The sequence below is a fragment of the Desulfosporosinus sp. genome (genome assembly GCF_014237355.1).
Taxonomy (GTDB): Bacteria; Bacillota; Desulfitobacteriia; order Desulfitobacteriales; family Desulfitobacteriaceae; genus Desulfosporosinus.
Genome location: NZ_JABZFS010000061.1, coordinates 98,038 through 113,009, shown reverse-complemented (window position 1 = coordinate 113,009; position 14,972 = coordinate 98,038). Strand labels below are relative to the sequence as shown.

Below are 14,972 nucleotides of genomic sequence, written 5' to 3'. Positions count from 1 at the left end.
CCTCGACTAATTCTTTAATTCATCCCTAGGAATGACTTTACGGCAGTACTGCAGCGAGACCAGCAAACACTATGGAATATCTCATGGAAAATGCTCCGATTAACAATAATACTGCAACTAGGGTTAGTACGGGTCGATTTTTGCTAACATTTCCAAAGATCAGAAGGGCAAGAGGTGCAAGCAAGCCTAATATCAACTCTCCTCCAACAAACCATCCCGATTTCCAAAGGGTTTGGGCCGCGAATTGTGATTCGAGTCCAGAAGTTGTTAAAATCAAGCTTCTTGAGATAATCCACACAAGGCTAATTGCAATTAAACTAAGGGTTAACGTTTTAACGGAGGAAATGAATTTATCACTTAATTCTTTTTTACCGGTAAATTGAGTTACAAGTAACAGAATACCTAATCCAGCGAGGAGACTTGTGGTTATGAAGTAGATAGGAAGTAACTGTGTATTCCATAACGCTTTAGCCTTAATTACACCCAATTCGAAACCTGGGTACGCACTCAACAATAAAGCAAGAACAAAGACTATGCTACTTAGAATCTTATTGTTTCCACTCGCTGTTGCAGCAGTCTCTGCAACGGATTGCGATTGAGAAGAACCAGTAATGAATCTCTTAGCAAATAAGACTAGGGTAATTCCGTACAGAATCAGAAGCCATCCTCCCCAAGACATAGGTGACTGAACATTAAAATTAAACGGATTGATGACATACAAGAAGCGCAATGGCTGTCCCAAGTCTATAATTAAGAACAAGGGGGCAAGTGCAAGGGAAATTAAGGAAGTAAATGCTGCAGGACGAACAATTGAGTCATATTGCTTCATCCCAAATACTGTACTCAAAGAACTTATCATTAAACTGCCCGCACTAATGCTTATTAGGAAGAAATATAATGGAACAAATGCTTCCCAATTCGTTTCATTCATAAATGTATACATATCATTAACCGTCAATTGATTTCCCCTCCTTACTTAGGCTGTTGATTAAAGTCAGCCGCAATATAGAATACTTGAGGCTTAGTCCCTTGTCCCGGCTTAATAACTTGAACAGGGTTATTAGAAACTAGCTGAGCTATCTTACTATTAGGATCATTTAAATCCCCAAAAAATCGTGCTTTACCCATACAGTTTTTAACACATGCCGGTTCACCGCCGTTATCTACTCGATGATCACAGAACGTACATTTGTCAGCAACTTTTTGGGTTTTACTCATATAACGAGCATTATAAGGACAAGAGGCTACACAGTAACCACAGCCAATGCATTTCTTCTTATCAAGGAGTACCATGCCATCCTCACGCTTATAAGAAGCTTTCACAGGACAGACTTCTACGCAGGGAGCATTTTCGCAATGATTACAGAGCCTTGGTTGATAATACCTCTTTACCGTTGGGTAATCTCCTTTTTCAGTCATGTTAACCCATGATCTAAAAACGCCAAAGGAGACTCCGTTCTCCATTTTGCAGGATACTGAGCACGACATACATCCCACACATTTCCTTAAATCGATTACCATACCATATTTTTTTTGTTTGCTATCTTCGGGCATATCCTGACCTCCTTACCATTATTTAATAAGAATCTTGAAGTATGAGGAAAAACGTGAACATCACTCCTTATACTCAATTTCACAATTCCTCGTTCATTGTATATAAAAAAACAGGATGCTGGTATCAGGTGAATGTAATGATAAATTACAGTAATCACCTAAAAAGCACCCTGGGTAAACACCTTGGTAAGACTATGCCTATGACTGGATAAGACCTCTTTTTAAGGCATACTTGGTCAATTCAACTTTACTATGAAGCTTTAATTTTTTCATGAGATTTGATCGATGATAATCAACCGTCTTTGGGCTTATATTTAAAATGGGGGCGATTTCGTTATTAGTATGACCCTTAGCCAGAAGAATAAGAATCTCTCTTTCTCGCTCAGTTAGGCTCTCATACGCATCCTCACTTCCCTGCCTATAAGCATTGACCACAATATCTGCTATTTCTGGGTCTAAAAATGAACGTCCTTGGTACGTTGCTCGAATAGCATTTACGACTTCATCTGCTGCTGCCCTTTTGAGAACATAACCAGCAGCACCAATTTTTAATGCAGGAAGAATATATTCTTTATTTTCGTGTTGGGTTAAGAGAACAACTTTAGTTTTGGGTGACACAGCCAAGATGTCCTTTGTGGCAGTTAGCCCATCCATACCTTTCATAGCAATGTCCATCAGAACAACATCGGGATTGAGTTGCTGTACCATTAAAACTGCTTGCGCTCCGTTGTCAGCTTCCCCAATGACTTCTAGATCACTTTGCAAGTTTAAAAGTAATCTAATACCCTGACGAAAGATGGTATGGTCATCGACCAGAAAGATTTTAATTTTCTTCATATCTTTCCTCCTCTAAACTAGGGAAATCGAGCTTTAAGGTTATCCTGGTACCTCTAGTACTCCAGGAGTAAATATCTAGTTTTCCACCGATTAATTCTGCTCTCTCCCTCATCCCTAAAAGTCCGAAGGATTCTTTTCCGCCCTTTTGATCAAGCGATTCTTCCACATTAAATCCGACACCATCGTCTTCAACAGACACTACTAAGGAGTTATGGCCGAATTCCAGTCCTAAATACACGTTCTCCGCATTTGAGTACTTAATGGCATTGGTAATTGATTCTTGTACAATACGAAAGATGGTTATCTCTACTTCGTCAGGAAGTCGTATGGGGTTTCCTGAAAACGTAACCTGGGGTTCAATACCTGTAGTTTCCAATCGGCTTTCAACATACCACCTAAGAGCGGGTAACAAACCTAAATCATCAATAAGAGATGGTCTCAAATCATAAATAATATGATGTAATTCCTTAAGAATCGTGGAAGTATTCTTCTTCAAATCTTCAAGAATTGCCAAAGCATACTCTTTATCAAGTCGCATAATTTCAATGGCAGATTTTAATCCAACACTGAGTGCTGCAATAGATTGACTACTCTCATCATGCAATTCACGAGCAATTCGCTTTCGTTCTTCTTCTTGGGCGGTAATTACTTTATTTAAGAGTTGTTTCCTTAACATTTCTTTCTTATTAAGTTCAACCCACAACTCAGCATTTTCGATTGCACCACCAAGCTGCAATCCAATTGGGTTAAGTAGGTTAAGATCTTCCTTTGTGAAGGATTGGGGATCGGAGTCAATAATATTTAAGACTCCTAGAACGCGCCCTTTATAGGTTAGTGGCACATAGACATGACTTAAGGCTTTTGTTCCATCAGGCAATTTTAATCGCTTAATAGGGCAAGCTGTACTCAAAGAAGAATGGACCTGAACGGAATTAGAGTTAGGTTTTGCAAAGTGGTTACAATTTTGAAATTCCTGAGTTTGAGCTAAAGCCTCTTCTGGTAGGATACCTATTTGACATATGAGATCAACCTGAGTCTCATTTTCCCACTGATTATATATAAAAATCCAACCAGCTTGTTTTCCGAGAACTTGGAGTATTGTGTTTAATGCTTCGTTTAACTTTTCCTTTAAATCCATTCTGCCACTTATTGCCTTAGAAAGTTCATTCAGCGCTGCAAGTTCTCGGTTCTTTCGGATTATTTCCAATGAAGTCTTCTTTTTCTCGGTTATATCTCTGTTAATACAGATTATGGCCCGACTTCCTTCATAGGTAATAGTACAATAACTGGCTTCCACATAGAGTTTCGAACCGTCTTTTCTTTTGATTGAGATCTCTATTTGTTTAGGAAGTTTTGACCCTTGGTGATATCGATTCCAAACTTCGTTGACTTGTTCCCTGCTTTCAGGACGCACAATCTGATTTACTCCCATTTCCAGAAGTTCTTCTTTGGTATATCCTGTTAGGTGTTCGTATTGTTTGTTGACAAACTTCATGACAGTCTTTTGACTCCCATTATCTTGAAATACAGCAATCCCTTCTCCGGCAGCACTTATGGCTTCAAGCAAGGTTCGATTGCTTTCTTCAGACTGGCGAAGCTTCTGCATACCCGTAAATAAATCCTTCCTCATTCGGTTAAGACAAAGGGCCAACTCTACGATTTCATCCTTACCTCTAATTATAATATCCTCTTCTAGATCCCCTTTCCCTAGCCGTAAAGCATGAGCTGCTAACTTTTTTAACGGCTTGGTGATCAAACTACTTAAAATTAATGCGGCAACTGATCCTAACAAAACTCCATACAACGTCAGGTTGAACATGAGTTTTCTGACATTATAAATCCATTGGAGAATATTGTTTTGGCTAAAACCAACATGAACTTCAGCATTTAGCCCCTCTAAAATCCGAACCCCCACATCTCGAATTAAGCCTTGAGACTGCACATTCAATAGAATCATGTTCGTAAGTTGATTCGTTTCTAAAATATTGATAGTTGTTAAATTAATTGGGAAACCTCCACTAAATGTATGGGCAACTACTTTCCCAGTATTGTCAATAACATAGACATAAGCGATTCCAGAACCAGTTTGCAATAAGTTTTCTATCGTACGCTGTACAATAAGAATGTTTCCATCTAGAAGGGGATTGGCAACATTATCAGCCGCCATGCGTGCATATGTTAAACCCTGTTCCTCTAACTGTTGGGTCATTGCTTGTTCAACAATTGTAGTAATTGCTCCCATAGTTAAAAGCCCCATGACAACAATCAGTATCATCGTGATGATAATCATCTTGGAGCTTAGTTTCACTTAATTTCACCCTCCACTTTTTTCAGTAATCCAAATTTATCGGCCCAATTTCTAAGTTCGTAGTAATCCTGATCATTTGCATATGTGAATCCATGTGGCATTTCGGACCTTTCCCAATGGTACAGATAGGCCTTCTCCTTCCCTTTAGGATCGAACTTAACTAGTGCCTGTGTAATTCTATCAATAACATCTTTGTTTACACCTTTTGAAAAAGCGATACCACTACTCGGATATTCCTCTGAAACGGCAACAATTTTCAAGAGACCCTCAGATTCCAATGCTTTTGCAAGAGTATCCTGCATACCACCTGCCTCGAATCTACCACTCATGACAGCATTTGCGACTTCAGAGTGAGAAGCAAAGTTTTGAAAATACTTAAGCGAACTGATTTCAATCCCTTTTTGAGATAACATGATTCTTGGAATCAAATGTCCTTGGGTTGAGGCAGGATCGCCGAAAGCAAAAGACCGGCCACGAATATCGGATATTGTCTTTATTGGACTATTGGGACGAGTTACAATCGCGGCTTTATACCTATCTTTATCTTCCATGTTGAGTCCTTTAACCGTAATAATAGCATCATAATTTTCAGACGCTTGTAGATAACCTAGAGTTCCAATAGCTGCCATTTGAATTTTCTCCAGTCCTAACTCCTCGACAACACTTGAGTTGACGGGAGTAACATGAACCTTAAATTGATATCCAGTTTCCTTTTCTAAGTAGTTTAATAAAGGAACATACATCTTTACATCTTCTTTAGTTTCTAGCCTTCTGTCAAAGCCTAAATAAATAACATCCGATACTTCTTGGGAATTTGAGCGAGCCTCTGTATAGGATCGGTTGTCTAAATCGATATCGATAGCCTTTTCTGCTTGGCTACTACACCCTGTAAGTAATGTTGATAGAACAACGAACAGAAAAATAGCTTTTACTGAATACTTTAGAATGACCTTTTGTAGAGATTCAAACGTCTTATTCATGGCCAAAGTATTTCACTCCATATAAAAAATAATAATGACATTATAGCATGATTTTATCTGTACTGCTTTATCTTACGTTAAATAGCTTGAAGACCTCTTTCTTAATTAATTGTTCTATATCGCTATGACTAGAGCGAGAAATCGTCTGGTTCATGATTTTAGTCAAGTGATTGCAGGACCACTCGTGGGTCGAACTTGACAGCTTATGTATCGATCCACAAATATACCTTTCATCATTTAACTATAGTGAATCCTTCAATAAATTAAAAGAGCAACGGGGCTCTGAAGACCTCGTTGCTTAATCGTTCCTATATATACTAGAGTTTTGATCTATCCCAGTTTTGAATGAGCGATGACTTACTCCAACCTCTCCGAGAGAACGCACATCAAATAATTCAATTCTCGACTTCTTATTATCATTTTAAAAAATCAAGAAAATTCTTTGAAACTTCATATTTCACCCTTTCTCGGAAGGATATAAAGACTTAATAAAGAATACCTTCTCTGTGTAATCGATAATTCGGAGGTTCATATGGGCGATGAGGAAAAAGATTGGGACAAACAACTACTATCTGAATTGAGAGGGTCTAGTAAATATAATGAGCAATTAGAAGAGCGCCTTTCCTTCGCGAGCGCCCTCAACCTTATTGCTAAAACAATTATACGCAATGACAATACGCTCGATATTTTGCGATCGATGGTAGAAATTGTCGGATCAACTTTGTGCGTTGACCGCTCCTTAATATATAAGGTGGACTTTACCAAGCGCCAAATAATTGATCAATGCGAATGGCTTAACCTCCAAACACACAATGTTATCTCCTTTAGGGATACTTACAGTTTAGATGTTTTTATCGATGCTTGCACTTATATGAAAAATTATCGACATTGGCTGGAAACTCATGCAAATGATTACGGTCCTTGTTTTTCCAGCGATGGCTCGGGGGCAATCCTACACGAGACAATGCAGATTAAAAGCGCTCTTTATTATCCATTCTTTTTTAACGAGCAAGATTATTACTGCCTTACGTTTGACCAAGTTAACAAATATCGTATTTGGCGGAAGGACGAAATTGAATTTATAGCCTCAGCTGCTGATTTAGTAGAAATTGCTATTCAGAAGATCCATTTTCTAGAAGAACAAAGACGGCAGGAAGAGTTATTACGCTTATCTGAAGAACGCTTTTATAAGGTTTTTCATTATAGCCCAGTTTCCTTGTCGTTGTTCTCTCTTGATAGAGAACAATTTATTGATGCAAATGTGTGTTGTCTTAAAATGCATGGCTATACTAGGGACGAGTTCATTAATCATTCTCCATTGGATCTAAATTTGTGGGTAGACATCAATGATCGCACTATATTTTACAAAGAACTTTTTGAACATGGATTTGCATATAACCATGAAATTAAATGTTATAAAAAAACGGGTCAAATATTTAATACATTATTTTCCGGAGTTATGATTGATTTAAATGGAGAAAAATGTATGGTAGGTACAAAAACAGATATTTCTGAACTCAGACAGTATCAAAGAGAATTATCTCATCTAAATAGTTTAAACCTAATTGGTGAAATGGCAGCTGGTATAGCCCACGAAGTTAGAAATCCAATGACAACCGTAAAAGGATTTTTGCAGTTACTCAGTAAGAAAAAGGAATATGAATGTCATGGGGATTATTTTTCGATAATGGTAAGTGAACTTGATAGGGCAACTTCATTAATTGCCGAATTCCTTTCACTGGCCAAAAATAAGCCAGTGGATTTAACAAAGCAAAACCTTAATTTTGTTATAAAAAGCCTTCTTCCTTTGATTCAAGCTGATGCAACCATTGACGAAAAATATGTTGAACTGGAACTAGATAAGATTGAGAATGTGTTAGCCGATGGTAAAGAAATTCGTCAGCTTATTCTTAACCTTGTTCGCAATGGTTTTGAAGCAATGTCTCCCGGCGGAAAACTCACAATAAAAACTTTCATGATAAATAATACAGTAGCTCTAGATATTCAGGATCAAGGGAAAGGGATAGATTTTAATTTGATAGACAAAATTGGCACTCCCTTCTTCACTACTAAAGATAATGGCACCGGATTAGGATTGTCCACTTGTTATAGCATTGTTGCCAGGCATAATGCCTCAATGAATTTTAATACTGGAACATCTGGTACCACATTTAATGTTCGTTTCGATGCCTGCTAGATTCGAATTGGATGTTCGACTTCTACAACACTTCCACGGGTTTGAAAGGTACGTAATAATTAAAGCTTGCTTAATTGAAAAATGCAACACGAAGAAATTGAGAGTAATAAACTCAGATAATTATGGCTTTTCCTTTCCCAATCGTCACCCCTTTATCTAAGATCACGACCTGATCTGCGATACTCTTGGCATCTTCCCTATCATGAGTCACAAAAATCGAAGTCATCCCAGTATCCTTGAGAATTCCGTTTAACTCTTCCCGAATCGATTGACGTAAATGGGCATCTAAATTACTAAAGGGTTCATCAAGCAAGAGAATCGATGGCTTCGGAGCAACCGCTCTCGCAATCGCCACCCTTTGTTGTTGTCCTCCACTTAATTCGTAGGGGTAACGCCTAGCATAATCCTCTAAATGTACAAGTTCCAACATTTCACGGATTCGTTCGGTTTTTTCTTGTTTACTCAAATTCGTTAAACCAAACCGGATATTCTCCTCCACCGTCATATGGGGAAAGAGTGCATAGTCCTGAAAAACCATCCCAATTCCTCGTTTTTCCGGAAGCACGAATTCATGTTCATTAAATAGTATCTTTCCATTGATTTGCATTTGACCGTTTAAAGGAAATTCAAGTCCAGCGAGAAGTCGCAAAACTGTACTTTTACCACTTCCACTTTCTCCTAAGATACAGGTAACTTCACCCTGATTCATTTCTAGATTAAAGTCCTTAACGTTATCTACAGATGAATTCTTATATCTAAAGGACAATCCTCGTATTTCGGCAAACATTTAGATTCCCTCCTTTTCTCCAAGTTTATTTAGCAAATACACGGAAGCAATGCTTACTATAATAATCAACAAGGCAGGAATTGCAGCCTCACGAATCATTTCATCCGTGGCATACTCATAAGTTTTAGTAGCTAGCGTATTAAAATTATACGGTCTTAGGATAAGGGTTAGTGGAAGCTCCTTAACGATATCCACAAAGGTTAAAGCGAAAGCACTGATAACCGACGGCTTAATCATAGGGAGGTCAACTCTAAAGAACGTTTTGGTTACCCCGTTTCCAAGCATACGAGAGGCTTCAAAAAACTTCTTCCCCACTTTTTCAAACCCCGCTTCAATGGATTGGTACCCAACGGCTAAGAAACGAACGGAATAAGCAAAGATTAGCATAACAACACTCGAACTGAGAACCAAAGTGATCGAGTTGGGGTTCAATGCTTTATAGAACCACTCTAGCTTACGATCAAAATCTACAAAGAAAAGAATCACTCCAATAGAAATAACGGCTCCTGGAATCGAATAGCCAAGCAAAGTGACCTTTGAGAAAAGCTTCCCAACCCAGTTTTCTTGAAGCCTAGAAAAATTCGCAATGATCACAGCAACCCCCAAGATAATCAACGCTGCCACCAGCGCTACTATGACCGAATTCCCGAGCAATTTAAGAAATGCTATATTAAGAACCTTTTTATAAGTTAAGGTACTCCAAACAAGGAGTTGAAGGACTGGAATTATGAACCCTAAACTAAGAAAGATAAAACTGACGAAAAAAGCCCCAAACCCCTTCATCCCCCTAAGCTGAGTCCGTACAATTGGCCTTACTTTAGAGGTGGTATAACTGTATTTTTTTCTCCCTCTTAATCCTCTTTCAAGCAGTAATACACTAATAACAATAGTCATCAAAACTCCTGAAAGCTTGACGGCAGTGTCGATATCCCCCATAGAGAACCATGCCTTAAAAATAGCAGTACTAAATGTTTGCACTCCAAAATAAGAGACTACTCCGTAATCATTGAGTACCTCAAAAATAACGAGAGTCATCCCACCTAAGATGGCCCCCCTCGAAATAGGTAAAACTACCTGAACAAAAATTTCTAGTGAATTCTTACCTAACAACCTCGCGTTTTCAATGAGAGACGCTGATTGGTTGGCTAAAAACGCACGAGTGACGGTATAGACATACGGAAATAAAAAGACAGCAAAAATGAATATTGCTCCCTGAATGTTCATAATATCCAACCACTTTGGATTGACCTGAACTTCCAAGACATTTCTGAGAAGCCTTTGTACGACTCCGGTATAGTTTAAAATCCCATTATAAGTGTACGCCCCAATATAAGGCGGAATTGTCAATGGTAGAATCAGAGCCCAATTAAAAATCCTTCTTCCTGGAAAATCATAAGCGGAGATCAACCATGCCAGCCCACTACCAACCAAAACTGTAAATATACCAGTAAAACCAATGATTACTAAAGTGTTGGTAATATAATCTTTTAGTAAATAGGTTTTTATGTGATACCAATTCTCATTCGGTTGAACAAACAAATTCCCAAATAGGTCAACATTAGGTAAGATAATCAGTGCAGCGAAAAACGCACTCAACATTCCCCATAGGTTAAAGCTCCGTTTGATACTGCTACCACTCCTCAAATTTACACCGCCCTTAATCTATCTATAACTACCATACCAACAAAGGCAGCCTCTCTAGGCTGCCTTTGTCGACTCGCAGGATTACTTCCAACCCACTTGACTAAAGATCTGTACAGCGTTCTTATTATTCTCGCCTAGTTTCGTGAGGTTGATAGTCTGTGGTTTAAAGCTTCCCCAGGACTTCAAAAGGTCTGAAGGCTCAACAGCAGGGTTAGCCGGGTATTCATAGTTTGCTTCGGCAAATTGTTTCTGGGCCTTTTCGCTAGAAAGGAATTCAACCAATTTGATCGCATTTTCTTTATTCTTTGCTGATGCAGTTACACCAGCTCCACTGACATTAATGTGAGTACCTGTTGTGCTTTGATTTGGGAAGAAGACCCCAAGTTGTTTAGCGACCTTGACTTCTTCGGAATCCGAAGAATTTAGGAGGAGGCCATAATAATACGTGTTCATGATGGCGACATCTCCTTCGCCTGCGACTACAGCCTTTGCTTGATCCCGATCTGATCCTTTGGGAGTACGGGCCATATTGTCAACAATTCCTTTAGCCCATGCTTTCGCCTTTTCTTCCCCGTTCACAGCGATAAACGAAGCAAGTAAGGATTGGTTGTAGATATTGTCTGAACTACGCAAGAGAATTTTCTTTTTCCACTTGGGATCGGTCAGATCTTCGTACGTTGATAATTGGGATGGATTTACACGATCCTTGGCATAAACCAAGACTCGCGCCCGAACTGTTAAACCATACCATTGATTGTCTTTATCTTTTAGATTCTCTGGAACGTTTTTAGATAAGGTATCCGATACTGCGGACTGTAATAACCCTTGCTCTTTTGCCCTATGAAGTCTACCGACGTCCGCTGTAACAAGCAGATCCGCTTGAGAATCTTTCCCTTCCCGAGCAAGACGCTCAATCAATTCATCGGATTTCCCTTCGATGACATTGACCTTGATCCCAGTTTCCTTAGAGAACTCCTCTAAGAGCAGCTTATCCGTCTCATAATGTCGGTCAGAATAAATATTGACAACTTGACTTGTTTTTTCCCCTTGCGGTGAACTGGATTCCGTTTGAACTGTAGTCGATGGAGTTGCTGAACAACCCGTAAGTACTGCTCCAGCTAGTGTAAGTACAGCAAGCATTCCTGCAAAGCGACGTTTTTTCATAATGTGTTTCTCCTCCCAAATTTCCAAAAATAGTTCATACCCTTTGACTTATATCTTGCACGCGTTCAAGATATTGAAAATCATTCTCACTTATGAGTATACTTCATTCATCTAATTTGTCAACAGCTTTTTTGATACCCTGCTATTCATCCGAAGAACTTGATTTTGTATCAAATTTAAATAGATATGCTCTCCCATGTATCTAATATTGGTTATCAGTTAACTCCATAAAAATTCCCAGGTTGGCTTACTTTATGGGTTGCAGTCCTTAGTGATACTGGTGCAGCAATTATAGTAATATTAAATAGTATCGATTAATGAGACTAAGAGCTTAATATTCGGTTAAAGTGACCAACTTCAGAAGCTTTATATAGACAAATTTAAAGACAGCCGAGTCGGCTGTCTTTAAATTTTAGCAGAAACTTGTACCTTGAGCTTCCAAATCTGCAAAAAGTAATAACTACGTTAAAAAACTATCTTCACTTTTTTCCTAACACCATTTCTAACTGGTTAAGTTTAGCCTGAATCGTTCTTTCTCTAAAATCCAAGTAAATAACATAGCAAAATAGTAATACCCATATCACTGTATATCCCCAAAACAAATAATCCATTGAAACCTCCTTAATAAGCTTTTAGAGCCTCACTTATAAGATTTTGTAGTTTGCGTTCCACTTGCTCAATCTTCATGCTTTTTAATAGTAATACGGAATAGAGTAAGGTAAACGTTAACAAGCATACCATTAATGTAGTAAGCATAGAGGGTGGCAGACCAATGTTATTAGCTTCAAAAACAACCGGATGGATCGTCCGCCACCATCGAACCGCCATGAAGACGATAGGTACGTCTATGAACCCAATGATCCCAAAGACAGCCGCGAGCCTAAGATTTTTTTCATGCCCTTTTGCCGAGTTTCGAATAATTAAATAAGCTAAATAGATAAACCATAATATCAAGGTTGTGGTCAACCTTGGGTCCCACGTCCACCATGTCCCCCAAGAAGCCTTACCCCAAATTGGACCCGTAATCAAGACAATTGTTGTAAAAACAACCCCCACCTGGGCCGAGCTTCCGGCAATAATATCATATACTTCTAATCTTGTTTTCAAATACATTAGGCTTGCTACAAAAACTACAAAAAATGCAATAAAGGCTACCCAAGCTGACGGAACATGAAAATAAAAAATCTTCTGTACCGGCCCCATTTGCCTCTCTACGGGAACCCAAACAAACACTAAGTACAAAGAAACTAACATTGAAACAAAGGTCGAAGCCAACAGAACTCTTTTTAGTAAAGAAGAATGCTTCATTAATCCACCTCCATCAGGTAATCAAACAGCAATAAGGGTACTACTAGAAATACAAGATCGTAAACCAGGATTAGTTTAAGCCACGGCAGATATTGATTAAGTGTTAATCCGGCAAAGATTGCGGAAGTTGCTTCTATAGAAGCTAACAAAACCGGCACAAGTAACGGAAATAGGATAACCGGCAGCAAAGCTTCATTAGACCTAAGATTACTGGTTAATGCCGCAAGAAAGGTTCCCACTAAAATAAAGCCCACCGAACCCAGTAACATTGTTAACAACAAAATCCCTAGAGATCCATCGATTTCAAGGTCATAAAAGACAAAGTACAAAGGAAACGTTATTATTTCTACGATAAAAAGCTGTACTAGGCTGCTTGCCGCCTTACCGATATAAATGTGGTAAGGAGCAATTGGAGATGACAGGATACCTATCAAACAGTCATTAAACCTCTCCCTTGCATAGGTGCGGTTAAGACCTAGAATTCCGGAAAAAATCAGACTCATCCAAATAAGACCAGGCAGGATTTCCCTAACAGTCTCTCTTGACGGTTCAAAAGCCATGCTAAAAAGGACTAAAATCAGAACCGAAAAGGTAACCATGGTTACAACAGACTCTTTTGCTCGAAACTCGCCGACCAAATCCTTCTTAAAGATAGTTATGATTAGAGCGAGTGCCCTACCCATTTAACTGGCCACCTTTTCAACGTAGATTCTTTTTAAATCTCCAGCTTGAAGATTCTCAGTGGGAAAGTCGGCTGCTATCTGCCCTTTATTGATAATTAGTATCCGATCAACGTCCTCCATCCCCTGTTCAAAACTATGGGTTACTATAAGTATGGTTTTCTGACTGGACTTTAGATCTTTTAATACGTCTTGAAGCAAACTGATGCCTTGCTGGTCCAATCCTGTAAAAGGTTCATCCAGAAATATTACTTCCGGACTATGAATTAACGCTCTAGCTATGGATAGACGCTGCAGCATGCCTCTCGAAAAGGTATAGACCGGTTCATTTAAAGCTAACAAGAGCCCGACCTTTTTAATAACCGATATTATTTGCTCTTCTAAATGACGAACATCATATAGACGCCCGTAAAATTGAAGATTTTCATAGGCTGTAAGCTCTGGATACAAAAAAGAGCTATGTGATAGGATACCAATTTTACGTTTTAATTCACCTTTAAGGTTAACAAACGATTGTTTCCCGATTTTAACCTCTCCGGAATCGGGTTTGGACATTAAAGCTAGGATTTTCAGGAGCGTCGATTTCCCGGCCCCATTAGGTCCTAAAACAGCTGTGAACTCGCCCTTAGGAATCGTTAAAGAAATGTCCCTTAGTACGTTTTTGTTACCATAGGTTTTAGATAAATTAATCCCTTCTATCAACGGTCCGTCTCCTCTCTTCTTCCATTTTATTAAGAAGAGCCTTATAACTAGCTAAAGTCTTAGTATATTCTTCTTGAGTAATTTTCCCTTGGGCAAAGTGTTCTTCAATTTGGCGAGTTTTGGCTAAGACTATTTGCTTTTTGATCGCTGAATTAGCCACATCCGTTTGAGATTCTACCTCTTGAACCTTGGCTTGGTTTTTGCGGCCTCGGTATAGGAAGGTGCCTGGAATCATGACGAGCATTAAGCCCATAAAAGCTACCAAGACGTGAGGATCAAGACCCTTTAATGTGCTTTTATTCCACTTTGCCATATGGCTCGGAGAATGAAACAGTACGTTGTCCTGGTATCCTGAACTAAGAGTGGGGGTTGCCTGAACTCCCAAAGCAGGAAAAAGGGAGAACACTGTAAGACTACCTAAAACCATTAGCATTTTAACCCTTTTCATTGGCGTCTGGTCCTTTTAGACTTTTTAAGTCAGCTTCGATTTCTTCTTCTAATTTTCTAAGCAGATCCTTTTCGGTTACTCCAGAAACTTTGTCATGATCTTTGAGCAGTTGTACAGCTTTTTCTTTATATAAAGCTTTCAATTCCTGATAATCATCAACAGTCAGCTTATGCATATTAAAGTCAAATTCGATTTCTCCTATGGAGGACATGACTATTTCTTTTTGCTGTTCATAGCCGAGGGGTATATTTTTCGCCGGCTTAACTTTCAAGTTATGAATATCCTTCTGAATTAATGGATATCCAATAATGGCTATAGCGCCGGCAATCATGATTAACCCAATAACAAGTTCCAACTCAACCC

Annotated in this window: 15 protein-coding genes; 1 reads left to right on the top strand and 14 read right to left on the bottom strand. The window is 38.8% G+C overall.

What is annotated here, in order from left to right; genetic code table 11:
• Window positions 1-37 precede the first annotated feature (37 nt).
• From nrfD to phnD, 5 genes are all read right to left on the bottom strand, one after another.
• Window positions 38-958, bottom strand: a complete 921-nt coding sequence (nrfD, locus tag HGJ98_RS13410; RefSeq protein ID WP_291351913.1) for an NrfD/PsrC family molybdoenzyme membrane anchor subunit — start codon at window positions 956-958, stop codon at window positions 38-40.
• A 14-nt stretch (window positions 959-972) separates the two neighbouring features.
• On the bottom strand, window positions 973-1,554 hold the full coding sequence (locus HGJ98_RS13405) for a 4Fe-4S dicluster domain-containing protein (protein WP_291351912.1): 582 nt from the start codon (window positions 1,552-1,554) through the stop codon (window positions 973-975).
• Between the two features lie 198 nt (window positions 1,555-1,752).
• Window positions 1,753-2,391: a response regulator transcription factor gene (locus HGJ98_RS13400; RefSeq protein ID WP_291351911.1), complete on the bottom strand. Its 639-nt coding sequence runs from the start codon at window positions 2,389-2,391 to the stop codon at window positions 1,753-1,755.
• Window positions 2,378-4,699, bottom strand: a complete 2,322-nt coding sequence (locus tag HGJ98_RS13395) for a PAS domain S-box protein (protein WP_291351910.1) — start codon at window positions 4,697-4,699, stop codon at window positions 2,378-2,380. The genes HGJ98_RS13400 and HGJ98_RS13395 overlap by 14 nt, the downstream gene beginning before the upstream one ends.
• The gene (gene phnD, locus HGJ98_RS13390) at window positions 4,696-5,679 is read right to left on the bottom strand and encodes a phosphate/phosphite/phosphonate ABC transporter substrate-binding protein (RefSeq protein WP_291351909.1); all 984 of its coding nucleotides are present in this window, start codon (window positions 5,677-5,679) and stop codon (window positions 4,696-4,698) included. The genes HGJ98_RS13395 and phnD overlap by 4 nt, the downstream gene beginning before the upstream one ends.
• Before the next feature lie 532 nt (window positions 5,680-6,211).
• Here phnD and HGJ98_RS13385 point away from each other — a divergent pair.
• Entirely contained in the window at window positions 6,212-7,876 is a 1,665-nt protein-coding gene (locus tag HGJ98_RS13385) for an ATP-binding protein (RefSeq protein ID WP_291351908.1), read from the top strand.
• A 112-nt stretch (window positions 7,877-7,988) separates the two neighbouring features.
• Here HGJ98_RS13385 and HGJ98_RS13380 read toward each other — a convergent pair whose 3' ends face one another.
• The 9 genes from HGJ98_RS13380 to HGJ98_RS13340 form a co-directional block, all read right to left on the bottom strand.
• Window positions 7,989-8,663 carry an ABC transporter ATP-binding protein gene (locus HGJ98_RS13380; RefSeq protein WP_291351907.1) on the bottom strand — a complete coding sequence of 225 codons (675 nt, stop codon included), beginning with the start codon at window positions 8,661-8,663 and terminating at the stop codon, window positions 7,989-7,991.
• The gene (locus tag HGJ98_RS13375; RefSeq protein ID WP_291351938.1) at window positions 8,664-10,262 is read right to left on the bottom strand and encodes an iron ABC transporter permease; all 1,599 of its coding nucleotides are present in this window, start codon (window positions 10,260-10,262) and stop codon (window positions 8,664-8,666) included. It lies immediately after the preceding gene.
• A 126-nt stretch (window positions 10,263-10,388) separates the two neighbouring features.
• Window positions 10,389-11,471 (bottom strand): Fe(3+) ABC transporter substrate-binding protein, encoded by a 1,083-nt coding sequence (locus HGJ98_RS13370; protein WP_291351906.1) that lies wholly within the window; start codon window positions 11,469-11,471, stop codon window positions 10,389-10,391.
• Window positions 11,472-11,950: 479 nt separating this feature from the next.
• Window positions 11,951-12,082 carry a CcmD family protein gene (locus tag HGJ98_RS13365; protein ID WP_291351905.1) on the bottom strand — a complete coding sequence of 44 codons (132 nt, stop codon included), beginning with the start codon at window positions 12,080-12,082 and terminating at the stop codon, window positions 11,951-11,953.
• Window positions 12,083-12,092: 10 nt separating this feature from the next.
• On the bottom strand, window positions 12,093-12,779 hold the full coding sequence (locus tag HGJ98_RS13360; RefSeq protein ID WP_291351904.1) for a cytochrome c biogenesis protein: 687 nt from the start codon (window positions 12,777-12,779) through the stop codon (window positions 12,093-12,095).
• On the bottom strand, window positions 12,779-13,462 hold the full coding sequence (locus HGJ98_RS13355; protein WP_291351903.1) for a heme exporter protein CcmB: 684 nt from the start codon (window positions 13,460-13,462) through the stop codon (window positions 12,779-12,781). Before HGJ98_RS13355 ends, HGJ98_RS13360 begins: the two co-directional genes overlap by 1 nt.
• Window positions 13,463-14,161: an ABC transporter ATP-binding protein gene (locus HGJ98_RS13350; protein ID WP_291351902.1), complete on the bottom strand. Its 699-nt coding sequence runs from the start codon at window positions 14,159-14,161 to the stop codon at window positions 13,463-13,465.
• The gene (locus tag HGJ98_RS13345; protein WP_291351901.1) at window positions 14,145-14,609 is read right to left on the bottom strand and encodes a hypothetical protein; all 465 of its coding nucleotides are present in this window, start codon (window positions 14,607-14,609) and stop codon (window positions 14,145-14,147) included. The genes HGJ98_RS13350 and HGJ98_RS13345 overlap by 17 nt, the downstream gene beginning before the upstream one ends.
• A complete protein-coding gene (locus tag HGJ98_RS13340) occupies window positions 14,596-14,964 on the bottom strand; it encodes a hypothetical protein (RefSeq protein WP_291351900.1) in 369 nt (122 codons plus the stop codon). Before HGJ98_RS13340 ends, HGJ98_RS13345 begins: the two co-directional genes overlap by 14 nt.
• Window positions 14,965-14,972: the final 8 nt, after the last annotated feature.